Raw genomic sequence first — 22,355 nt, 5'->3', positions numbered from 1 at the left:
CGCGCCATTTATGAAGGGCCTTCCTCCGGGAAGGCCCTTTTCTTTTGCGCGCCGCCTTCAGGCGCCATGAAAAACGGCAGCCCGCAGGCTGCCGTTCCAATGTTTTCGCGCCGCCTCTCGCGGCAGGCCATCAATAATCCTGGCGCTCCCGGTCGATCCGCATGCCGCCGTCGTGACGCGCATGAACGACGTCGTCGCTCGATCGCTCGCGCATGATCCGCATCACGTCCGGATTGGTCCGCACGCGCCGCATCACGTTGGCCAGATGCACGCGGTCGCTGGCCTGGATCACGAAGCGCAGCACCGTCGACTCGTGAGTCAGATCCTCGTCCATCGCGATGTGCACGATGTTCGCGTCCGCCGACGTGATGTCGGCCGCCACGCGCGCGAAGATCCCCTTCGTGTTCTTCACCAGCACCTTCACCGCGACGTCGAACAGGCGGCCCGGCTGCGGCGCCCATGCGACGTCGATCCAGCGGCCCGGATCGCGGCGGTGGATCCGCTGCGCAACCCGGCAGTCGGTCGTGTGGATCGCCATCCCGAGGCCGATGCCGATATAGCCCATGATGTCGTCGCCCGGAATCGGCCGGCAGCAGGCCGACAACTGCACCGACATACCCTCGGTGCCCGTGATCACGACGGGCGGCGCATGGTGCGCGTGGCGCTCCGCGCGCGGCAGGTCGTCGTCGGCGTCGCGCCCGGTCATCAGCACCTCGATGCGCTTCGCCATCACCGCCGCGACGCGCCGGCCCAGGCCGATATCCGCGAAGATCTCCTGGCGGCTCTTGTTGCCCGTCCACTGCACGAGCTTTTCCCAGACATCGGGCCCGACGTCCGCGAGCGCGAACCCGTAGCCCTTCAGGCTCTGGTCGACGAGCCGCTCGCCGAGCTGCACCGACTCGTTCAGGCGCATCGTCTTCAGATAGTGACGGATCGCCGAGCGCGCCTTGCCGGTGCGCACGAAGCCGAGCCACGCGGGATTCGGCTTCGAGTACGGCGCCGTGATGACCTCGACGATATCGCCGCTCTTCAGCTCGGTGCGCAACGGCAGCAGCTCGTTGTTGATCTTGACGGCCACGCACTGGTTGCCGAGATCGCTGTGGATCGAATACGCGAAATCGAGCGCCGTCGCGCCGCGCGGCAGCGCCATGATCTTCGACTTCGGCGTGAACACGTAGACCGCATCGGGGAACAGGTCGATCTTCACGTGCTCGAGGAATTCGCTCGAATCCCCCGCCTCGCTCTGGATGTCGAGCAAGGACTTCAGCCACTGGTGGGCGCGCGACTGCACGTCGTTCAGGTCGGCGCCGCCGTTCTTGTACAGCCAGTGGGCCGCGACGCCCGCCTCCGCGATCTCGTGCATCTTGCGCGTGCGCACCTGGAACTCGATCGGCGCGCCGAACGGGCCGACGAGCGTGGTGTGCAGCGACTGGTAGCCGTTCACCTTCGGGATCGCGATGTAATCCTTGAACTTGCCCGGCACCGGCTTGTAGAGCGCATGCAGCGCGCCGATGCAGGTGTAGCAGTCGAGCGGATTCTCGACCACCACCCGGAAGCCGTAGACGTCGAGCACCTGCGAGAACGACAGCTGCTTGTCGCGCATCTTCCGGTAGATGCTGTAGATGGTCTTCTCGCGCCCGGTGATCTCCGCTTCGATCTTCGCGTCGCCCATCGCCCGCTGGGCCGCCTCGAGGATCTTGCCGATCACCTCGCGGCGATTGCCGCGCGCGGCCTTGACCGCCTTCTCGAGCGTCGCGTAGCGATGCGGGTTGAAATTCGCGAAGCTCATGTCCTGCAGCTCGCGATAGGTATTGTTCAGACCCAGGCGGTGCGCGATCGGCGCGTAGATGTCGAGCGTTTCGCGCGCGACGCGGCGGCGCTTCTCCATCGGCACGGCGCCGAGCGTGCGCATGTTGTGCAGGCGATCGGCCAGCTTCACGAGGATCACGCGCACGTCGCGCGCCATCGCGAGCAGCATCTTGCGGAAGTTCTCCGCCTGCGCCTCCTCGCGACTGCGGAACTCCATCTTGTCGAGCTTCGACAGCCCGTCGACCAGCTCCGCGACCTTCGGGCCGAACCGCTCGGCCAGCTCGCTCTTGGTCACGCCCTGGTCTTCCATCACGTCGTGCAGCAGCGCGGCCATGACCGCCTGCGCGTCGAGCTTCCAGCTCGCGCAGATCTCGGCAACGGCAACGGGATGGGTGATGTAGGGCTCGCCGCTCTGGCGATACTGGCCAAGGTGGGCTTCGTCGCTGAAATGGAACGCAGCCTTGACTTCCTTGACCTCTTCCGGGCTCAGATACTCGGCAAGCGCGGCCGTCAGTTTCGCGATCGAAACGACGCCGTGCTTGCGCGGCTGCTCCGGGGTGGCGGTCGGCCCGAACAGATGGCGAAACGACTGTTCGAGGACCGCATCGATGTACTGCCGCGCGGGCGACGTGGCGGCTGCCTCAGCCGGGCTGGCATCCGCGGAGGCGGACGATGGGGTGGTGCTCATATTCGCCTCCTCGGGTTGGCACGTCGGTTGCGCGGGGGATTACATGACTGTCGAAATCTGAGTGTGCCTTAAACCGGCACTTTCTTCAGCATCTCGACGCCGACCTGACCGGCCGCGATCTCGCGCAGCGCGACGACCGTCGGCTTGTCGCGGCTTTCGATCTTCGGCGTATGGCCTTGCGCGAGCTGACGCGCACGATAAGTGGCGGCGAGCGCCAGTTCGAAGCGATTCGGGATCTGCTTCAGGCAGTCTTCGACGGTAATGCGAGCCATGTTGGGTTTCCTTCTGAATATGGTTTGTATTCTACCTTATGTCCCTCTGCCCCCGCCGTTACTCGGCGTGAGGCAGATGGATGCCGAGCTCGATGAAAAGTTCGGTGTGCCGCGCATATTGCGACGCGACCCGCAGGCGCGTGGCCGAGACGATGCACTCAAGCTCCGCGAGCGCGCGCTCGAAGTTCTCGTTGATCACCACGTACTCCGCCTCCGACGCATGCGCGATCTCGCTGCCCGCCGCGAGCAGGCGTCGCGTGATCACGTTCGGCGCATCCTGGCCGCGCTTCTTCAGGCGCTCTTCGAGCGCGTCCAGCGACGGCGGGAGAATGAAGATGCCGACCGCGTTGCGGAACTGCTTCTTCACCTGCTGCGCGCCCTGCCAATCGATCTCGAGCAGCACGTCGTGGCCGCTCTTCATCTGCTCCTCGATCCACACGCGCGACGTGCCGTAGTAGTTGCCGTGCACTTCGGCGCTCTCGAGGAATTCGTGCTGCGCGTGGCGCGCGCGGAAATCCTCGACCGTCGTGAAGTGGTAGTGCTGGCCGTCCTGCTCGCCGGGACGCGGCTTGCGCGTCGTGTACGAGATCGACAGGCAGATCTCCGGATCCTTCGCCAGCAGCGCGTTCACCAGCGTGGACTTGCCCGCGCCGGACGGCGCGACCACCATGAACAGGTTGCCGGGATAAGCGCCGGCGTGCAGCGTATGCGCGGCGGCGCCGGCGCGGTTCGTGTCGGTCATGTTGCGTTACTCCAGGTTTTGCACTTGCTCGCGCATCTGCTCGATCAGCAGCTTGAGCGCCATCGAGGCGTCGGCCAGCTCCTTGGCCGCGGCCTTCGAGCCGAGCGTGTTCGCTTCGCGATTCAGTTCCTGCATCATGAAGTCGAGGCGCTTGCCGACCCGGCCGCCCTTCTCGATCACATGACGCGTTTCATTCAGGTGCGCGGTCAGGCGCGACAGTTCCTCGGCGATGTCGATGCGGATCCCGTACATCGTCACTTCCTGGCGGATCCGCTCGGCGGCTTCCTCGCGCGACACGAGCGGCATGCTGCCTTCCGGCGCCGCGAGACCGAGCGCCTCCTGCAGGCGCTCGACGATCTTCTGCTGATGCTTCGCGATCAGCTCCGGCACGAGCGGCGTGATGCGCGCAACGATCGCCTCCATCTCGACGACGTTCGCGAGCAGCATCGACGCAAGCTGCGCGCCCTCGCGCGAGCGCACCACCACCAGCTCGTTGATCGCCTCCTTGCCGCAGGCCAGCACCGCATCGCGCAGCGTGTCGGCCGACACGCCGCTCTCGGCGAGCACGCCGGGCCAACGCAGGATCTCGCCCGCACGCATGCGGCCGACGCCCGGAAACGCATCGAGCACCGCGCGCTCGAGTTCGGCCAGCTGGCCCAGCGCGGTCTGGTTCAGCGCGCCCGCGTTGGCGCTCTGGTCGCCGCGCTGCAGGTTGATGCGCACGTCGACCTTGCCGCGCGACAGCTTGTTCATCAACATCTCGCGCAGCGACGGCTCACACACGCGCACATCGTCCGGCATGCGGAAATTCAGGTCGAGGAAGCGCGAATTCACCGTGCGCAGTTCCACCGACACACTGGTACCGCCATTGCCTGAAGCCGCCACGAGTTCGCGCGTAGCGTTCGCATAGCCCGTCATGCTGTAGATCATGGTTCGTCTCGCCGTAGGATTGGCCGGCCCGGCCTGGGAATTCGAGGCGCCCGGCGCTTGAGGGGCGCGGGGCGTTAAACGCGTATTATCCCATTTTTGGCCGCGCCCCTTGCGCCGGCCGTCGCGCCGTTCGGCGTAAAATCACGGTTTCCCCCCAGCGCATTGGTTCCCATGACGAATTCCCCTTCCCGGCCGAGCGGCCGCCGCGTCGATCAGCTGCGCGACGTGCGCATCACGCGCCACTATACGAAACACGCCGAAGGCTCGGTGCTCGTCGAGTTCGGCGATACCAAGGTGATCTGCACGGCGAGCGTCGCCGAGCGCGTACCCGAATTCCTGCGCGATCGCGGCCAGGGCTGGCTGACCGCCGAATACGGCATGCTGCCGCGCGCGACGCACACGCGCAGCGACCGCGAGGCGGCGCGCGGCAAGCAGACCGGCCGCACCCAGGAAATCCAGCGCCTGATCGGCCGCGCGCTGCGCGCGGTGTTCGATCTCGAGGCGCTCGGCCCGCGCACGCTGCATCTCGACTGCGACGTGATCCAGGCCGACGGCGGCACGCGCACGGCGAGCATCACCGGCGCGTTCGTCGCCGCGCACGACGCGGTCTCGTCGCTGCTCGCGGCCGGCAAGCTCACGCGCTCGCCGATCACCGACTACGTCGCGGCGATCTCGGTCGGCGTGTTCAACGGCACGCCGCTGCTCGACCTCGATTACGCAGAGGATTCACGCTGCGACACCGACATGAACGTGGTGATGACGGGCGCGGGCGGTTTCGTCGAGGTGCAGGGCACCGCCGAAGGCACGCCATTCTCGCGCGCCGAGATGAACACGCTGCTCGATCTCGCCCAACAGGGGATCGAATCGCTGGTGCGCCTGCAGAAGCAGGCGCTGGGTGTCTGACATGTCGATCGCATTCGACGACGCCGCACCGCGCCGCATCGTGCTCGCGTCGAACAACCCGGGCAAGCTGCGCGAATTCGCCGCGCTGTTCGCGACGGCCGGCATCGAGATCGTCCCGCAGGTCGAACTCGACGTGCCGGAGGCCGACGAGCCCTATCCGACCTTCATCGAGAATGCGTTGACGAAGGCGCGCCATGCGTCCCGCCTGACCGGCCTGCCCGCGATCGCGGACGACTCCGGCCTGTGCGTGCGCGCCCTGCGCGGCGCGCCGGGCGTGTATTCGGCGCGCTATGCGCAGCGCGCCGGGCTCGACAAGGGCGACGCCGCCAACAACGCGCACCTGGTCGCGCAACTGCAGGGCGTCGCCGATCGCCGCGCGTACTACTGCTGCGTGCTGGCCCTCGTGCGCCACCCGGACGATCCCGAACCGCTGTTCGCCGAGGGCCGCTGGCACGGCGAGATCGTCGACGCGCCGCGCGGCGCGCACGGCTTCGGCTACGATCCGCACTTCCTCGTGCCCGCGCTCGGCGCGACGGCCGCCGAACTCGAGCCGGCCGTCAAGAACGCGCAGAGCCATCGCGCGCTCGCGCTGCGCACACTGCTCGCGCGGCTCGGAGACGCGTCGTGAGCCAGGCTGCCGCCAACGGCGCGCGCATCGTCGCGACCTTTGCATCGCCGGGGCGCGTGCACCTGACCTCGCTGCCGCCGCTCGCGCTCTACGTGCATTTCCCGTGGTGCGTGCGCAAGTGCCCCTACTGCGACTTCAATTCGCACGAGTGGCAAGGCGACGCGTTCCCGGAAAACGACTATCTCGACGCGCTGCGCGCGGATCTCGAACAGGCGCTGCCGCTCGTCTGGGGGCGCCAGGTGCATACGATCTTCATCGGCGGCGGCACGCCGAGCCTCTTGTCCGCGGCGGGGCTCGACCGGCTGCTGTCGGACGTGCGCGCGCTGCTGCCGCTCGACGCCGACGCGGAAATCACGCTCGAGGCGAATCCCGGCACGTTCGAGGCCGCGCGCTTCGCGCAATACCGCACGAGCGGCGTGAACCGGCTGTCGATCGGCATCCAGAGCTTCAACGGCGAGCACCTGAAGGCGCTCGGCCGGATCCACGACAGCGCGCAGGCGCGCGCGGCCGTGGAGGTCGCGGCGCGCACCTTCGACAACTTCAATCTCGACCTGATGTTCGCGCTGCCGAACCAGACGCTCGACCAGTGCCGCGCCGACATCGAGACCGCGCTGTCGTTCGCGCCGCCGCACCTGTCGCTGTATCACCTGACGCTCGAACCGAACACGCTGTTCGCGAAGTTCCCGCCCACCGTGCCCGACGACGACGCGTCCGCCGACATGCAGGACTGGATCCACGAACGCACGGCCGAAGCGGGCTACGGGCGCTACGAGGTGTCCGCTTACGCGCGCCCGAACCGGCAGTGCAAGCACAACCTGAACTACTGGCGTTTCGGCGACTACCTCGGGATCGGCGCGGGTGCGCACACCAAGCTGTCGTTCCCGAACCGGATCCTGCGGCAGGCGCGCTACAAGCACCCGGGCACCTTCATCGAGCAGGTGAAGGCCGGCGCGCCGGTGCAGGAAGAGCGCGAGGTGGGCCCGCGCGACCTGCCGTTCGAGTTCATGCTGAACACGCTGCGGCTCGTCGAGGGCTTTCCGGTGCACAGCTTCGCCGAGCGCACCGGGATGCCGATGGCGAAGATCGAACCCGCGCTGCGCGAGGCGGAGCAGCGCGGGCTGATCACGCGCAGCCACGAGCGGATCGCGCCGACCGTGCTCGGCCAGCGCTTCCTGAACGACCTGCAGGCGCTGTTCCTGCGCGACGCGTAAGCGGATCGCGCATGACGGGGCCGGCATTTCGGTTACAATGCCGGCCGTGGAAGCGTGGCCGAGCGGTTTAAGGCACTGGTCTTGAAAACCAGCGACGGGCAACTGTCCGTGAGTTCGAATCTCACCGCTTCCGCCAGCAGATCCCGCCCAGGCGGGATTTTTCTTTTCCGGCGCGCCCGCACCGTATCGGCGCGCCGCCGGGCTGCCTCCGCCCTCGCCCGCCGGCGAACCGGACGCCCCCTCGCCCCCCGCGAGATCCCCCGCGCGATTGCGGAATACGCCGCCCACCCGCACAATGGGCGCGCCTGCTCCCGACCCCGCGCTCCCCGCTCCGCCCATCATGTCCGATCTCATCTTCCGCCGCGCCACGCGCGACGACCTGCCCGCGATCGTCGCGCTTCTCGCCGACGACGCGCTCGGCAGCCAACGCGAATCCACCCGCCTGCCGCTCGATGCGCGCTACCTCGCCGCGTTCGGCGAGATCGAGGCCGATGCGAACCAGCAGCTCGTCGTCGCGGTCGCCGACAACATCGTGATCGGCACCTTGCAGTTGTCGTTCATCCCCGGCATCGCGCGCCTCGGCGCCTGGCGCGGACAGATCGAGGCGGTCCGGATCGCGTCGTCGCAGCGCGGCGCCGGCCTCGGCGAACGGCTGCTCGAATGGGCCGTCGCCGCCTGCCGGGCGCGCGGCTGCGACCTCGTCCAGCTGACCACCGACAAGCAGCGGCACGACGCGCATCGCTTCTACGAGCGGCTCGGTTTCGTCGCGAGCCACGAAGGCTACAAGCTCGCGTTGCGCGGCTGACCCCGCGCCGTCGCGGTCCGTGCGCCGCGCCGCGTGCAACAGATCGTTTGTCCCGATGCGCGCGCACGCGCGGCTGCCTATGATGAAAACGGCAATCTGCCGGTTCATCGACGAGCGTCGATCATGAGTGCCCCTGCCCGCTTTCTCGCCCTGCTCCGCCGGGCGCTGCCGCTGTCCATCGCCGCGCTGCTCGTTGCCTGCACGATCACGCCTCCGCCGCCCGACATGCTGATCCTGACGCCCACCCCGGTGCCCGACGGCAACGTCGCCCAGTATCGGCTCGCGGTCGCGCATCGCATCGCCGAGCGCAATCCGTCGCGCATCCTGCACGGCACGCCGCAGGCGATGCTGCGCTCGCTGGTCGTCGTGTCGTTCACCGTCGACCGCGTCGGTCACGTGATCCACGCGTCGGTCTATCGCAGCAACGGCGACGACGAGGCGGAAAGCATCGCGCTCGCGACGCTGCACGCGGCCGCGCCGCTGCCGCCGCCACCGTCCCGCCTGCTGGACGGCCGCGGTGAGCTGGAGATGATGGAATGCTGGCTGTTCAACGACAACGGCCAGTTCCAGTTGCGCACCACCGCCGTCGCCCAGGCGCAGACGCTCGATTGACGCGGCGCCATTGCTGCGCCGCGACGGGCATCGTTATAATTTCCGCCACCTGCTTCCGGCCTTCGGCCTCGCTTGGACGGCGCACCTATCCGGCACGCCCCACAACGCATCCACACCACGGCCGCGTCACGCGCGCGGCCGCCATCGGGTACGCCGCACCTCGCGCGCCCGGTTCCCGCAGCATCGCCGCCGTCCGCGAAACGGCGGCCGCCCGACCCGGCGCCTTGCACGACCCAACACAATGACGCGGCCCGGCCGCCGCCCGACGGGCGGATCGCAACGGCCCCGCGACGCGCTACCACCGGAGACACGCATGTCCGCTTCGCCTTCCTCCGTCGCCGCCGATGCCGGCGCGACCCCCACCGTCAGTCACCGGCGGATCGTCTTCGCGAGCTTCATCGGCACCGCGATCGAGTTCTACGATTTCTACGTGTATGCGACCGCCGCCGCGCTCGTGATCGGTCCGGTGTTCTTCCCGCACGGTTCCGCGACCGCGCAGGCGTTGTCCGCGTTCGTCACGTTCGGGATCGCGTTCATCGCGCGGCCGATCGGGTCGTTCCTGTTCGGCCACTTCGGCGACCGGATCGGCCGCAAGTCGACGCTCGTCGCATCGCTGCTGGTGATGGGGATCTCGACCACGGCGATCGGCCTCGTGCCCGGCTACGATGCGATCGGCACGCTCGCGCCGGTGCTGCTGTGCGTGCTGCGCTTCGGCCAGGGGATCGGGCTCGGCGGCGAATGGGGCGGCGCGGCCCTCCTCGCGACCGAGCACGCGCCCGCGGGCAAGCGCGGCTGGTTCGGGATGTTCCCGCAGCTCGGGCCGTCGATCGGCTTCCTGGCCTCGAACGGCCTGTTCTTCGCGCTCGCGCTCTCGCTGTCGGACGAGCAGTTCCGCAGCTGGGGCTGGCGCATCCCGTTCCTCGTCAGCGCGGTGCTCGTGGCCGTGGGCCTGTACGTGCGCCTCAAGATCGCCGAAACCCCGGCCTTCCAGGCCGCGCTCGAGCGACAGGAACGCGTGCGCATGCCGATCGCCACGCTCATCACCCGCCATTGGCAGCCGACGCTGCTCGGCGCGCTCGCGATGGTCGTCTGCTACACGCTGTTCTATATCTCGACGGTGTTCTCGCTGTCGTACGGCGTCTCGACGCTGCATTTCTCGCGCCAGAGCTTCCTCGGCCTGCTGTGCTTCGCGGTGCTGTTCATGGCGCTCGCGACGCCGCTGTCCGCCTGGGCCGCCGATCGCTTCGGCCGCCGGCCGGTGCTGATCGTCGGCGCGCTCGCCGCGCTGCTGTCGGGCTTCACGATGGCGCCGCTGCTCGGCAGCGGCTCGATGCCGCTCGTCGCGCTGTTCCTGACGATCGAGCTGTTCCTGATGGGCGTCACGTTCGCACCGATGGGCGCGCTGCTGCCGGAGTTGTTCCCCACCCATGTCCGCTATACGGGGGCGGGCGTCGCCTACAACCTCGGCGGCATCCTCGGCGCCTCGATCGCGCCGTACATCGCGCAGTTGCTCGCCGCGCGCGGCGGTCTGGCCTGGGTCGGCGGCTATGTGTCGGTCGCGGCGCTCGTGAGCCTGATCGGCGTCCTGCTGATGCGCGAGACCCGCGACACCCAGCTGTGACAGATAGGGGCTGACCCGCGCTAGGCGGGCCATGCCGGCCCGCCTATACTCGACGCGTGGGGCCGCCCCGGCGGCCCGGCTGCGGACAGGAGCCCCCGATGCGCATCCATCTCCAGAATTCCGACGTCGTCCTGATCATCGCGCTCGCGCTGGGCTGCGCACTGCTGCTCGCCGTGCGCTTCAGACCGAAGACCTGGATCGGCGTGGTGGGCGAGGCGCTGCTTGCGAACGTCGCCGCGATCGCCGCCGTGCTCGCGATCGAAGCGCTGCTCGCCTGAGCCGCGCCGCTAGAACGCCGCCATCCGGTAGCGCACCAGATTCGGCTCCGGCCGCACCTGCGCAATCGCATCCAGCACATCGTCGACGCTCGGCATCACGCCCGTCTCGCCGATCGACAGCGAATGCGGCGCGCCGGCGATCCCGCAGTGATGGCGTGAAGTGGCGACGAAGATCATCACCGTCGGCCGCTTGAACGCATGCGCCATGTGCACGAACCCCGTATCGACGCCGACCACCAGCGCCGCCCCCGCAATACGCGCTGCCAGCTCGGTCACCGACTGGCGCGGCATCACCTCGGCTCCCGGCGCACGCAGCGCGATCCGCTGGGCCTCCTCGTGCTCGCTCGCGGATCCCCACGGCAACAGCACGCGCATGCCGCCCGCGAGCCGCTCGCGCGCCAGCTCCGCCCAGTCGCCGGTCGGCCAGCGCTTGTCGTCGTTCGAGGTCGCGTGAAAGAACAGCGCATACGGGCGCGCCGCATCCGGCTCGACCTGCGCGGCGTCGTCGAGCGTCGGCGGCACGAGCCAATAGTCGGCCGGCCCCTGCGGTTCGTAGCCCAGCGCCTCGCCCGCGCTCACGCGCATGCCGTGCCACGCGTCGCACGCGGGCCGCGGACCGAAGCGGCCGCTGTACGCGAACATCGCGCCGCGCTCGCCGAGATCGGGATTCCGATAACCATACCGCTCCCGGGCCCGCGCGAGAAACGCAATAATTGCGCTTTTATATACGCCGTGCAGATCAATCACGGCATCGTAACGATACCGGCGCAACTCGCCGATCGATTCCGCGATCGCCTTCAGGTCGGCCACGCTGCGGGCCTTCTTGAAACGGCGCAGCGGCGCGCACAGCACGCGGCTCACGCCGGCGCTCCAGCGCACCACGTCGGCGCATGACTCGTCGACCGCCCAATCCACCTCCACCCCTGGAAACGCCCGGTGGAGATCCGCGACCACCGGCAGTGTTTGCACGACGTCGCCGAGCGACGTGACCTTCACGATGAGAATGCGTTTCATTTGGTAGTCGAATCTCCTCGCCTTTAGTTTGCTATTCTAAATACACAAACCACGACATACATTACGGAAGAATTACATTTTGACGAGATAGCAATTTTTTCCCGTCGCTCACCTTTCATCCCGTCGGGATCGCGCGGACTCCCTATAATTGGGCCTTTGCCTCACCCGCTTCGCCATGCCACGCCCGTCACGCTTCCCCTCCCTCACGCGCCATACGCAGCGCATCTGGCGCCAGTACGGCGTGTTCTGGCTCGGTGCGATCGCCGTCGGGCTCGCGGCCGTGATGTACGCCCGCCTCATCGATTGGGGCTACGACACCTTCCGCACACTGCAGCACCGCTACGTCTGGCTGCCCCTGATCCTCACGCCGGCCATCGCCGCCAGCGCGGTCTGGCTCACGCGGCGCTTCTTCCGGGGCGCGGAGGGCAGCGGCATCCCGCAGGTCATCGCGACGCTGCACGCGCGCCCGAGCGCGTTCGGCGCGCGGCTGCTCACGCTGCGCATCCTGTTCGGCAAGATCCTGGTGTCGTTCCTCGGCATCCTCGGCGGCTTCACGATCGGCCGAGAAGGGCCGACCGTGCAGATCGGCGCCGCGCTGATGTTCAACCTGCGCCGCTTCTATCCGCGCTCGAACGCGCAGATCGAACGGCAGCTGGTGCTTGCCGGCGCGGCAGCCGGGCTGTCGGCCGCCTTCAACACGCCGCTCGCCGGCATCGTGTTCGCGATCGAGGAACTCACGCGCAGCTTCTCCGCACGCGCGAGCGGCGTGCTGATCACCGCGATCATCATCGCGGGCGTGATCGCGCTCGGCCTGAACGGCAACTACACCTACTTCGGCACGATCGACATCGGCCAGCACTTCCCGAAGCTGCTCGCGCTCGCCGTGCTGATCACCGCGCTCGTCACGGGCATCGCGGGCGGCCTGTTCGGCTGGCTGCTGCTCAATACGAGCCGCTGGCTGCCGCCGCGCCTGCTCGCGCTCTACCGCGAGCATCCGATCACGTTCGCGGCCGGCTGCGGCTTCGTGATCGCGGTGGTCGGCCTGGTCTCGGGCGGCACGACCTTCGGCAGCGGCTACGCGGAAGCGCGCGGGCTGCTCGACGGACGCGAGCAGCTGTCCGCGCTTTATCCGTTCCTGAAGATGGTGTCGATGGTCGCGTCCTACCTGCCGGGGATCCCGGGCGGGATCTTCGCGCCGTCGTTGTCGATCGGCGCGGGCTTCGGCAACCTGCTGCACAGCGTGTTCAGCGACATGCACCTGCCGGTGCTGATCGCGCTCGCGATGGTCGGCTATCTCGCGGCGGTCACGCAGTCGCCGATCACCTCGTTCGTGATCGTGATGGAGATGATCAATGGCCATGCGCTCGTGATCTCGCTGATGGCGACCGCGCTGATTGCAAGCCGCGTGTCGCGCCTGTTCGTGCCGCCGTTGTACGAATCGCTCGCCGAGCGCTACCTGAAACCGGCGACGCCCGCCGCGCCCGCCACCGCCGCGGCCATCACGCCCGCTGCAAGCGCGATCACCACGCCGGAAGACGCCGGCTCCGCCCCCGCCGATCCGCTCGACACGCTGCGCTCGGACGATGCGCCCATGCCGGATGCGCCGACGCGCGCGGACGACGACGCGCCCGCGCGCTGAAGCGGGTTCAATAGATCACCACGGGCGCGGGCCGGTAGTAGGCCGGCCGCGCCGGCACCACGACACAGCCGGCAAGCGTCACGACGACCAGCGCGAGCGCGAACAGAGTGCGTTTCATCGTTGCGCTCCTCAGGCCCAGTGGCCCTTCACGTAGACCCAGCTCGGCCCGCGCGGCGCCCAGTGGCCCGCGACCCAGTGCATGCCGACGCGCTCGGCCTGCCAGTGCCCCGCGACCCACACGTAGTGGCCGCGCTCCCAGTTCCAGTGGCCGCGATCCCACACGTAGCCGACGCGCGGCTCGGGCACGATCTCGTAGCGAACGGGGGGCGGCGCGCTCGGCGCGACGATCAGGACTTCAGCCGCCTGCGAGGCGAGCGGCGCGGCGGCCACCCAGGCTCCCGCGACGGCGATGATCAGGGGTGCTGCGACTTGACGAAGAGAGATAGTCATCACGACCTCCGGTGAGTTGTTCGAATACGCGACGAGAGCGTATCCGTTCAATGCGCGAAGGCGTGTAACGGTCGACAGGCGCCGTATTACGGCGATCCTGAAAGTGCAACAGCGCGTAATGAAGCGCTTGAAAGACGCGCGCGGCGGACCAGCCGCCGCGCGGGGGGGAACTCCGGTATCAGGCCTGCGGAATCTCGATCTTGACCTCGAGCACCTCGAGATCGTCCTGACGTTCGAGGCTCACGCGGATGTCATCGTTCGAAATCTTCACATACTTCGAGATGACCGCGACGAGTTCCTTCTGCAGCGCGGGCAGGTAGTCGGCGGGCGGGCGGCCGCCCACGCGTTCGTGCGCGATGATCAGCTGCAGACGCTCCTTGGCCACCGACGCGGACTTCTTCTTCTCACCGAGCAAAAAAGACAGAATTGACATCGCGCGCCTCCGTTACTTGTTGCCGAAGAGGCGCTGCAGCAGGCCTGGCTTCTGGTAGTCGGTGAAACGCAGCGGCTTGTCCTCGCCGAGGAAGCGCGAGACGATGTCCTTGTACGCTTCCGCGACGTCGGTTCCTTCGAGATGCACGGCGGGCAGGCCCTGGTTCGACGCGTGCAGCACGGCTTCCGATTCGGGCACGACGCCGATCAGCTTGATGCGCAGAATCTCGCTGATGTCTTCCAGCGACAGCATCTCGCCCTCGCTCACGCGCTTCGGGCTGTAGCGGGTGATCAGGAGGTGCTCCTTGATCGGCTCGCCGCCTTCCGTCGCGCGCTTCGTCTTCGACGACAGGATGCCGAGGATGCGGTCCGAATCGCGCACCGACGACACTTCCGGGTTCGTGACGACGAGCGCCTCGTCGGCGAAATACATCGCGTGCAGCGCACCCGATTCGATGCCCGCCGGCGAGTCGCACACGATGTACTCGAAGCCCATCCCGATCAGGTCGTTGATGACCTTCTCGACGCCCTCGCGCGTGAGCGCATCCTTGTCGCGGGTCTGCGACGCGGGCAGGATGAACAGGTTCTCGCACTTCTTGTCCTTGATGAGCGCCTGGTTCAGGTTCGCTTCGCCCTGGATCACGTTGACGAGGTCGTACACCACGCGGCGCTCGCACCCCATGATGAGGTCGAGGTTGCGCAAGCCGACGTCGAAGTCGATCACGGCCGTCTTGTTGCCGCGCAGCGCCAGCCCCGAAGCAAAGCTCGCGCTGGTGGTCGTCTTGCCCACGCCGCCCTTGCCCGAAGTCACCACGATGATTTTTGCCATTTACCCTACCCTGTTTCGTCAAATGAGGTCCGATCGATCCGCTGCCGCGCGCCGCGCTCAGGTCAGGCGCAGCGGTTCGATCATCAGTTTTTCCTGTTCGAGCCGGATCTGCACCGATTTGCCGAGCACATCGGCCGGCAGAGGGTTCTCGGTGGTTCGATAGATACCCGCGATCGAAATGAGTTCCGGCTCCAGACACGTGCAGAAGATGCGCGCGTCGTGATTGCCGTGCACGCCGGCCAGCGCGCGGCCGCGCAGCGGCGCGTAGACGTGGATGTTGCCTTCCGCGATCACCTCGGCGCCGTAGCTGACCGGCGCGAGCACCACCAGGTCGCCCTTCGCGTAGATCTGCTGCCCCGAGCGCAGCGGCTTGTCGATCACGAGTGTCGCCCCCGACGGCGCCGCGGCCACGACCACGGCCGGTTCCGGCCGCGCCGGCTCCCCCGACGACGCCGCTTCCGCCGCCGCCGGCTTCGCGTCCGCCGCCTCCTCGCCGCCCGCCTTCGCCGTCGGCGCGCGCTTGTCGCGCGCTTCCAGCAGCGGCAGCCCCGCCTGCGCCGCCCAGGCATGCTGACCCGCCTGCGCGACCACGCCGATCGGGCGCATCCGCACGTCGTTCAGCATCTGGCGCAGGTCCGCGAGCGGCACGCGCTCGTGGTCGGCGAGCCGGCGCACGTCGATCGCGACGACATCATCGGCGAAAAATTCCGGCGTCGCTTCGAAGCGCTTGACCAGCTCGCTGCGCAACGCATCGAGATCGGTGGTTTTCACGATGAACAGCAACGTGTCGACCGAGCCGCTGCGTAGCTCGAAGAATGGCGATTTTTTAAGCGACATGGACGTTCTGCAAAAAATTTTTGCGTATTTTACAGGCGTCCACGCCGGCAGCCATTTTTTTCGGGAAGGGGCGCCCGGCAGCGGGCGCGAGGGACGCCGCCAGGACGGCAGCGGGTCATTTGAAAAGCCGCCACACGAACAGCGACTTCATCGCGCCCGGAATGCGCGTGATCGGCGCACGCTCGCCGGTGTAACCGAACCCCACGTGCTCGTAGAAACGGATCGCGCTGCGGTTCTGGTCGGCGATCCACGCGTAGATCTCGGTCGCGCCGCGCTCGGCCAGCCACGTGCGCGCGGTGTCGACGAGCAGCACCCCGCCGCGCAGGTGCCGCACCGCATGGGCGACCCACAGCTCGCTGACGAACGCGCGATGCTCGGGCGTGTTGTCGAAGTAAGCGCCGATCATCCCCGCCGGATGCCCTTCGGTGTACAGCAGGAACATCGTCGATTGATCGGAGGTCGCGCGCTGGCCCGCGATCGACGCGGCCACCTCCGCGTCGACAGACAATTCGGCACCCGGCGTTTCGCCGGATGCATAGGGCTCCCGCAGCGACGACGCGCGGAGTTCGCGATACACGACGCCCTGGTCGGCGGTGATACGACGAACGGTCAAAGTCGAACTCATGCAGGCACAGCCCCCTTCGGACAGCAAGCCATTAGCTTCAACCGAAAGCGGGGCATGAGTCAAATCGTTATTTTCAAACGCCGGGGTGCAACACACCCCGCGCAGACTAATGCGGAATCGATGCGGCGCGTGGGCGCCGCCGTGCGCGATTCGTCAGCGGAATTCCGCATGCGCCGGTATGCGCACCGGCAGCGTGCGCGCTCGGCGCGCACGGACGTTCGGGTGGGAGCGATTCGACCCGCGAGGCGCGACGCCATGTGCAAGTCGACCAATACTCGCCGTCATTGATTTGCTGCTCCGCAGCATGCCGATGCGGGCGGCCCAGCGGGCGGCCCGCATCGGCGCAACATCGGCAAGGCTCGTTCGCATGCGTCGTTCGTGGCGAACGACGCATGCGCATCTCACCACGTGGCCGGCGACCAACCCAGTTCGCGAGCCGGGTACGCCCATTGCATCGGCGCGCCCGACACCGCGAGCGGCGACACGATGCGCCGCGCATCGCCCCAGCTCGTCGCCTCGATGCCGGCGGCCAGGTCGGCAGGCACACCGGGCGCGAGCAAGGGCCGCTCCTGTGATTGCAGGCCCGTGGACACCAGCAGCGCCGCGGTTCTCGCCAGCGATGCGCGCACCCGGCTGCCGCGCCCCGTCGCAAGACGACGCACCAGCGCGCGCACCACCGCCGCGGCCATCAGGTAGCCGGTGCCATGATCGAGCGCCTGCACCGGCAGCGGCACCGGACGGTCCGCGCCCTTCTCGCGCATGCCCGTTTCGGCGATGCCCGTGCTCATCTGCACCAGGCTGTCGAAACCCCGGCGGCCTTGCCATGCGCCGCTCCAGCCGTACGCATCGAGCGACACGTCGATCAGCGACGGATTGATCCGGCGGCGCTCGTCGGCGTCGAAACCGAGCCCCGCGAGCGCCGTGGGTCGGTAGCCGTGCACCATCACATCCGCCTCGCCGATCAGCCGGCGCAACAGCGCGCGGCCGTCGGCCGATTTCAGATCGACGCGCGCGCAGCGCTTGCCGAGCACGACGTCGGGCACGACGTTCGGCTCGTCCCAGAACAGCGGATCGATGCGGAGCACCTGCGCGCCGAATCCGGCGAGCGCGCGCGTCGCGACCGGCCCCGCGAGCACGCGCGTCAGGTCCAGCACGCGCACGCCCTGCAACGGCCGCGCGGCCGGCGCCGTCCAGTCCGGTCGACGGCCGTCGACCTCGACCGCATCGTGGATCAGCAGCGGCTCGGCGCGCACCGCGATGCCCTGCGGATGACGCGCCCACGCCTCTTGCGTGCGCATCACGGCCGCGCAGCCGTACTGATCGAGCACCGCCTGTTCGAGCGCGTCGCCCTGCCATCGCGCAACGGCCCGCGCGACCGCCTCGCGCTCCGGCGCGACGCCGAGCACCGCCAGCGCCGCGTCGCGGTGGTGCGGCGCGTTGGTGTGCAGACGAATCCAGCCGTCGGCCGTCGGGTAGTCGCCCGCGACCGCATCCCAGGTCGGCGGCAGCGCCCAGCCTTGCGGCCGCAGCGAGACGCCGAACCATTGCGACGCATGGCGGCGATTCACTTCGACGACGGGCGGCGCACCGCCCGCCTGCCGCACGAGTTCCGCGATCGCCAGGCCGACCGCGCCGATCGCCGCCGACGCGAAATCGGTCACGTTGAACAGCGACGGCAAGACGCCCTCGCCGACGAGACTCAACGCGCCGAGGTCGTCGGGATCCGCGTTCAGCGCACGCCAGATGTCGTTCAGATAGGCCGCCACGTTCACTTCGCCGGGCCGCGCCAAGGTCAGATTTTCAGACATGCTCATTTCCCTCCGGACAAGTCGACCCGAGGTTATTCCCCGCCGACTTCAAGCGTCAATCTTGATTCAGGGAATCAAGTCCGATTAATTGGCGGCATGCCTGCATGGAATGATTCGAGGCGATTTCCGTGTGCTATTTCGAAGTTGATTGAGGGAATCAAGATTGCCGGCGCGGAATCGGTCGAGCGATCATGGCGCCGGAATGCGGCGGCACCTCGATCGCGTCGCCCGCGCCTCCGTCTTCGATCACGCGTGAGAACCATGCGACGATGCATTCGCCCGCTCGCATCCGGGTAGGTATGGCGAAACGCGAGGCCGCCGAATACGTCCTGGATCTCTTTCACGCGCAATGGACAATCGGCTTGCTGCCGACGTGGTCGCACAGCCAACTCGCGTCACTCCCGTCGTTCATGTCGGGCAGGCGCCTCATGGTCGATGAGCAAGAACAGCCACGCACGGAATGCAGGCAACGAAGAAGCATGTCATGACCGCATCGTCGCATCGGATGGTTTTGCGTCGATTCATCCGCTGCGGCACCGGCGATACATTCAGGAACCCAAATATCCTCATCCCTTCCGATGCTTTGCTTTTCACATCGGCAATCAAACACCAGGATTCCCCGGCACTCACATCAAACAATCCATCACGATAAAAACAAACCACTCATTTCATGAAAATCAAATTCCAATGAATAATCAAAAACCACCATAAATCGCAGTTCAAATTTATCAGGCGATCTCTACCATTGATTCCGGGCGCTTTCCCGGCAAGTCGAAACGACAGCGACATCTCATCCCGCCGTCGAATTCCGGAAAGGCCACCCTTCCCTTACCTCCATCCAGATAGAGGCAACGCCATGGCAATTACTGTGACGAACAAATCGGCAGAAGATGTCCAGGTGTCCATCAGCACCTGGGGCAATCACGGCGACCCGAATCCGTACCCGGTCAAGACCGGGGTCACGGAAAGCTGGGACCGCAAGGATCCGCGCGGCTTCGTGCTGTATCTCGACGGCGCAGCCGTACTACGTACAGGCCGGCGCAGCAATCGTGTTCTTCTCCTTCCAGGAGGTCACGGACAACGGCGAACCGATCCACCCGGTGAGTGCGCCGTAAGCGCCTGGGTGCAAACGTCCCGCGCCGCCTGCCGTCCGGCGCGGGCGTCGAAGGCCGCGGATCAGAAGGGATCCCAATTCCCGGCGGCCCGCCGGCACGACGGACTGAATCTGCCATCGATCGCCCGTCCCCAGACCATCGACACCATTGTTCAACTGCAAGCTTCCATTCCCAACACGCCGGTCTGAAGCGTGACGCGTCCACGGTCCTTGATGAACGATAGGCTGAAGGCGCGGATACGTTGACCGTATACGCATCGGTCGCGCATCCGCTTCGCCACGAAATTGAATTCCGACACGCACCGCGCTACAGGAAACGTCGAAGACGCACGCAACGCATCCAGGCTGTGATCGCGGCCTGGATGGTAAAGATAGGTCGAATCATGCGCGGTCTTGAATGCGCCGAATATATCCGGGTGCTGGCTCAGGAATGTTGCGACGGCCCGCGCACGCGCCGGCCCTCCGGATGCACCCACGAGCAACTCCGACAACGTCACGATGTTCGTACTGAGCGAAAAATCCGCTGCGGCATAGGTTGCGAATCCGTCGGGAGACGGAAACGGGCCCCAGAATGCCGCATCCAGTTGTTTGACTTCCGCGGACGTAAGACACGAAGAAGACAACGATCCCGCGCAGGCGGGCGCGCTGGCCGCCCAAACCATCAACGACACGGCAAAAAACCGCCACGCCTCGACGATCGGCATCTTCCTTCTTTCGAACGGCAACATCATCGTTTCGCGCGTCGTTCCTGTCGCATTTCAAGCCGCGCCTCGTATTCGAGAAGACAAATCTGCAAGCCATTCGGCAGGCGCTCCCAGATCGCGAGATACAACGGGTGCTTCCAGAGCGGCCGACGTGGCTTGCGCACTCGGGCTGGACGCTGCGGATGCGATCCATCCTCATGCCGTCGTCCAGTAGGTAGTTCACATCGAGACCGACACCGACCCGGTGCAATACGCTGCCGATCATCAGCCGCCAACCGCTACTCAGATGGATTTCATCAATCCGCGCATCGACGGCCGCCTTGAACGCGGCATAGTAGCAAAGCGGCGACACACGCCCGACAAACTCGATCAGGTTTGGCGTTTCTTCCTGATTGGATGAGCGGTCGGACAGCATCGAAGGGGCGTACTGAGGTGCTGTTGCCCCTTCAGGTGCAACAGCTGTAGGGCGTTCCTATGCGCGCCGTCGGCGCTCGATGACTCGATTCGCGATCCAAACCAGTAGCGCTGCGACCACGAGTGATCCCGCGATGATGACGAGCAAGCCTATTGCTTCGATGTCATCGGCATGGGCGATCGTGTCGATACCGATGGCTCGCATGACGGCCGTAATCGTCGCAGGGAGTGGCGAAAATTCGTATGGAAGCTGGTCTATCCAGCGGGACAGCGCGTATCCGATCGCGAGTGTTGCGAGCGCGTTAAGGGCGTACCGCGTGACTTTCATTACCGTACCTCGATGATTGCGTATGCCTTCATCCCGGAGCCGGGAATTGGAATCGTTGCGCCTTGCGCGCGCAAGGTGGCTGCGAGCTTATTGAAACCCGGGATGCTCGTCAGTGTAATGCACCCTTCGCTACGGCCTTGTGGTCCGATAGGGTGTAGGCGAAAGGCCCCGCGATGAACGCCCTGAATAATCGTCTCGTCATCGATTTTCCCGTCGTCACGGTAGAGCGCGAACCATTGGCTGCGGTTCGTCCCATAGCCATATTCGCGAGCGAAGTCATAAAGCCAGCCCATGCGCCCGCCCGATTGCCGATCGACCACGTAGTATCGACCGGGCGGCAGCGGCCCATTGTCGAGGTGTGAAACGGCCTCAGGCTTGTTCCTGTCTTGCGGCATCCCGGAGAACGCCGCGAAGGCTCCTATGCCAGGGCATTGTAGGGTGGATAGTGACGCACCATTTAGGGCGAACGTGCAGATGGTTGGCATGGCCGGCTCTCTCGGATGTTGTAGCCGCACCGTACCAAAGCCTTCTTGTACGCCATACCCGTATTCTTTACAGGTAGCGGTAACTCATAGTTTGCTGTGAAAGCAATAGCTAACGAGGTCCGGGATGGTTTCGAACGTGCGCCGTAGCATCTCCGTTACGTCGCCGTTCTGCAGTTTGTAATCGTCGGTAGCGTGGGCGAGCCGCTGCCCAGCGAAATCACAGGTGCCAATCCATGCACGTCTCACGGTCTCGGGATCCGGAACGAGCTCAACGATTGACGGATCAAGTTTTCGCAGGAATGTGTCGTCTGCACGTTGAAAGCATTCGATTCCGATATCGCTCGACCTACGCTCTTTTTCGGTGATGGTTTCCAGGCGCGACGGCGAGCCTTTACTTTTCAGCCCCATGAATTCCAATAGGAACCGCGAATGTATAGCGCCCATGCACCAAATCGGCTGTGCGTAGCCCAAAAGTAGCTCGTGCCGCACCTCAGGCTCGGCGCCTGCGATATGGATTTCCACCGGAGTAAACAAGTCGCGCTTCGCCGCTAAGTCCAACGCGGATAACCCGGCCTTCACTCCTTGAACGTGAAAAGGAATAATCGTGTGCTGCATGTGCAGTAATAGGTCTTTTTTTGTCAGTTGTTTGGCCATAGTCGGACTGTCGTTGTCTTCTGAGTTCTGAAATCCTCGCCATCAGCTGGCCAGCCTATTTGGCTGGCGACCCGAAGAATCTTGTCGAGCGGCAAATCTTGTCCATACTGGGCCACCCGATCTGGCGCTACCCATTTGATCTAGTCCAGCCTTTTACATTCAAAGGCATTCTGCGTCTAGCGTTAGGAGTGTCCGACCGAGAGCGGAGAGGCTTAGGGCGACGGCCGCATAGCGGAGTCGTGGGCGCTTGTCGCGCGGCTCAGCGCGGCCCGTCGGACCGAGTAGCGAGTCGCACCGATGCGCCAGGTCGGAGGCAGTGTCGCTTGCCTCCCTTCCCCTCTCTGCAAAGCCGCCTTTACTGGCGGTATGCAGGCTGCCGATATGGATTAGCGCGAAGGATCGCGCGCTTGATGCTGGATATGTGAACACTGTGCTCATGCGCTAGCTGTGAAGCTTCAATAGGTTGTATCGATGGTTCATCCGGACTGAGTCTGGGAGACTGGAAGTCGCCAAACACCCAACC

General features: G+C 66.2%; 25 protein-coding genes and 1 tRNA gene. 11 read left to right on the top strand and 15 right to left on the bottom strand.

Annotated elements, in window-relative coordinates:
- Positions 1–130: 130 nt before the first annotated feature.
- From AC1RQF_RS19665 to AC1RQF_RS19650, 4 genes are all read right to left on the bottom strand, one after another.
- Positions 131–2,497 carry a RelA/SpoT family protein gene (locus tag AC1RQF_RS19665; protein ID WP_274001784.1) on the bottom strand — a complete coding sequence of 789 codons (2,367 nt, stop codon included), beginning with the start codon at positions 2,495–2,497 and terminating at the stop codon, positions 131–133.
- A 68-nt stretch (positions 2,498–2,565) separates the two neighbouring features.
- Complete coding sequence (gene rpoZ, locus AC1RQF_RS19660) at positions 2,566–2,769, bottom strand: DNA-directed RNA polymerase subunit omega (RefSeq protein ID WP_006025620.1); 204 nt, start codon at positions 2,767–2,769, stop codon at positions 2,566–2,568.
- Between the two features lie 58 nt (positions 2,770–2,827).
- The gene (gene gmk / locus AC1RQF_RS19655; protein WP_274001781.1) at positions 2,828–3,511 is read right to left on the bottom strand and encodes a guanylate kinase; all 684 of its coding nucleotides are present in this window, start codon (positions 3,509–3,511) and stop codon (positions 2,828–2,830) included.
- 6 nt (positions 3,512–3,517) lie between these two features.
- A complete protein-coding gene (locus AC1RQF_RS19650; RefSeq protein ID WP_274001779.1) occupies positions 3,518–4,441 on the bottom strand; it encodes a YicC/YloC family endoribonuclease in 924 nt (307 codons plus the stop codon).
- Between the two features lie 171 nt (positions 4,442–4,612).
- Here AC1RQF_RS19650 and rph point away from each other — a divergent pair, with 171 nt between their 5' ends.
- From rph to AC1RQF_RS19610, 8 genes are all read left to right on the top strand, one after another.
- A complete protein-coding gene (gene rph, locus AC1RQF_RS19645) occupies positions 4,613–5,344 on the top strand; it encodes a ribonuclease PH (RefSeq protein ID WP_274001777.1) in 732 nt (243 codons plus the stop codon).
- Between the two features lies 1 nt (position 5,345).
- Positions 5,346–5,972, top strand: coding sequence for an RdgB/HAM1 family non-canonical purine NTP pyrophosphatase (rdgB, locus tag AC1RQF_RS19640; protein ID WP_492872767.1), 627 nt, complete (start codon positions 5,346–5,348; stop codon positions 5,970–5,972).
- A complete protein-coding gene (gene hemW / locus AC1RQF_RS19635) occupies positions 5,969–7,183 on the top strand; it encodes a radical SAM family heme chaperone HemW (protein ID WP_492872766.1) in 1,215 nt (404 codons plus the stop codon). The genes rdgB and hemW overlap by 4 nt, the downstream gene beginning before the upstream one ends.
- 48 nt (positions 7,184–7,231) lie before the next feature.
- A tRNA-Ser gene (locus AC1RQF_RS19630) sits at positions 7,232–7,319 on the top strand.
- Positions 7,320–7,523: 204 nt separating this feature from the next.
- On the top strand, positions 7,524–7,988 hold the full coding sequence (locus AC1RQF_RS19625) for a GNAT family N-acetyltransferase (protein WP_443111559.1): 465 nt from the start codon (positions 7,524–7,526) through the stop codon (positions 7,986–7,988).
- A 123-nt stretch (positions 7,989–8,111) separates the two neighbouring features.
- A complete protein-coding gene (locus AC1RQF_RS19620; RefSeq protein ID WP_274001771.1) occupies positions 8,112–8,600 on the top strand; it encodes a TonB family protein in 489 nt (162 codons plus the stop codon).
- A 313-nt stretch (positions 8,601–8,913) separates the two neighbouring features.
- Positions 8,914–10,221, top strand: a complete 1,308-nt coding sequence (locus AC1RQF_RS19615) for an MFS transporter (RefSeq protein WP_492872765.1) — start codon at positions 8,914–8,916, stop codon at positions 10,219–10,221.
- Between the two features lie 98 nt (positions 10,222–10,319).
- Positions 10,320–10,499, top strand: a complete 180-nt coding sequence (locus AC1RQF_RS19610; RefSeq protein ID WP_252985866.1) for a hypothetical protein — start codon at positions 10,320–10,322, stop codon at positions 10,497–10,499.
- A 9-nt stretch (positions 10,500–10,508) separates the two neighbouring features.
- Here the strand turns inward: AC1RQF_RS19610 and waaC are convergent, their stop codons facing one another.
- A complete protein-coding gene (waaC, locus tag AC1RQF_RS19605; protein ID WP_274001767.1) occupies positions 10,509–11,513 on the bottom strand; it encodes a lipopolysaccharide heptosyltransferase I in 1,005 nt (334 codons plus the stop codon).
- A gap of 175 nt (positions 11,514–11,688) precedes the next feature.
- Between waaC and AC1RQF_RS19600 the strand changes: the two genes are divergently transcribed.
- Complete coding sequence (locus tag AC1RQF_RS19600) at positions 11,689–13,152, top strand: chloride channel protein (RefSeq protein ID WP_337995304.1); 1,464 nt, start codon at positions 11,689–11,691, stop codon at positions 13,150–13,152.
- A gap of 129 nt (positions 13,153–13,281) precedes the next feature.
- Here the strand turns inward: AC1RQF_RS19600 and AC1RQF_RS19595 are convergent, their stop codons facing one another.
- The 6 genes from AC1RQF_RS19595 to AC1RQF_RS19570 all read right to left on the bottom strand — a co-directional run bounded on the left by AC1RQF_RS19595 (position 13,282) and on the right by AC1RQF_RS19570 (position 18,139).
- The gene (locus AC1RQF_RS19595) at positions 13,282–13,602 is read right to left on the bottom strand and encodes a YXWGXW repeat-containing protein (protein WP_274001765.1); all 321 of its coding nucleotides are present in this window, start codon (positions 13,600–13,602) and stop codon (positions 13,282–13,284) included.
- Between the two features lie 178 nt (positions 13,603–13,780).
- Entirely contained in the window at positions 13,781–14,035 is a 255-nt protein-coding gene (minE, locus tag AC1RQF_RS19590) for a cell division topological specificity factor MinE (RefSeq protein WP_038714060.1), read from the bottom strand.
- A 12-nt stretch (positions 14,036–14,047) separates the two neighbouring features.
- Positions 14,048–14,863: a septum site-determining protein MinD gene (minD, locus tag AC1RQF_RS19585; protein WP_274001763.1), complete on the bottom strand. Its 816-nt coding sequence runs from the start codon at positions 14,861–14,863 to the stop codon at positions 14,048–14,050.
- A 57-nt stretch (positions 14,864–14,920) separates the two neighbouring features.
- Positions 14,921–15,700 (bottom strand): septum site-determining protein MinC, encoded by a 780-nt coding sequence (gene minC, locus AC1RQF_RS19580; protein WP_274001761.1) that lies wholly within the window; start codon positions 15,698–15,700, stop codon positions 14,921–14,923.
- A 115-nt stretch (positions 15,701–15,815) separates the two neighbouring features.
- Positions 15,816–16,436, bottom strand: a complete 621-nt coding sequence (locus AC1RQF_RS19575) for a GNAT family N-acetyltransferase (RefSeq protein ID WP_274004448.1) — start codon at positions 16,434–16,436, stop codon at positions 15,816–15,818.
- Positions 16,437–16,726: 290 nt separating this feature from the next.
- A complete protein-coding gene (locus AC1RQF_RS19570) occupies positions 16,727–18,139 on the bottom strand; it encodes a CoA transferase (protein WP_492872764.1) in 1,413 nt (470 codons plus the stop codon).
- A 429-nt stretch (positions 18,140–18,568) separates the two neighbouring features.
- Here AC1RQF_RS19570 and AC1RQF_RS19565 point away from each other — a divergent pair, with 429 nt between their 5' ends.
- The gene (locus AC1RQF_RS19565; RefSeq protein WP_492872763.1) at positions 18,569–18,844 is read left to right on the top strand and encodes a hypothetical protein; all 276 of its coding nucleotides are present in this window, start codon (positions 18,569–18,571) and stop codon (positions 18,842–18,844) included.
- A gap of 145 nt (positions 18,845–18,989) precedes the next feature.
- Entirely contained in the window at positions 18,990–19,436 is a 447-nt protein-coding gene (locus tag AC1RQF_RS19560; RefSeq protein ID WP_492872762.1) for a hypothetical protein, read from the top strand.
- Here AC1RQF_RS19560 and AC1RQF_RS19555 read toward each other — a convergent pair.
- The 4 genes from AC1RQF_RS19555 to AC1RQF_RS19540 all read right to left on the bottom strand — a co-directional run bounded on the left by AC1RQF_RS19555 (position 19,400) and on the right by AC1RQF_RS19540 (position 21,832).
- Complete coding sequence (locus AC1RQF_RS19555; protein WP_274001754.1) at positions 19,400–19,951, bottom strand: hypothetical protein; 552 nt, start codon at positions 19,949–19,951, stop codon at positions 19,400–19,402. The two genes, AC1RQF_RS19560 and AC1RQF_RS19555, sit on opposite strands and share 37 nt — an antisense overlap.
- Positions 19,952–20,423: 472 nt before the next feature.
- The gene (locus AC1RQF_RS19550; protein ID WP_492872760.1) at positions 20,424–20,693 is read right to left on the bottom strand and encodes a hypothetical protein; all 270 of its coding nucleotides are present in this window, start codon (positions 20,691–20,693) and stop codon (positions 20,424–20,426) included.
- Positions 20,693–21,178 (bottom strand): DUF2778 domain-containing protein, encoded by a 486-nt coding sequence (locus AC1RQF_RS19545; RefSeq protein WP_274001749.1) that lies wholly within the window; start codon positions 21,176–21,178, stop codon positions 20,693–20,695. Before AC1RQF_RS19545 ends, AC1RQF_RS19550 begins: the two co-directional genes overlap by 1 nt.
- 84 nt (positions 21,179–21,262) lie before the next feature.
- The gene (locus AC1RQF_RS19540; protein ID WP_492872758.1) at positions 21,263–21,832 is read right to left on the bottom strand and encodes a hypothetical protein; all 570 of its coding nucleotides are present in this window, start codon (positions 21,830–21,832) and stop codon (positions 21,263–21,265) included.
- Between the last annotated feature and the right edge of the window lie 523 nt (positions 21,833–22,355).

The sequence above is a fragment of the Burkholderia sp. GW821-FHT14F03 genome, assembly GCF_058803765.1.
Note: the sequence above shows the minus strand (reverse complement) of the source record. Positions and strands in the feature narration are given on the sequence as shown.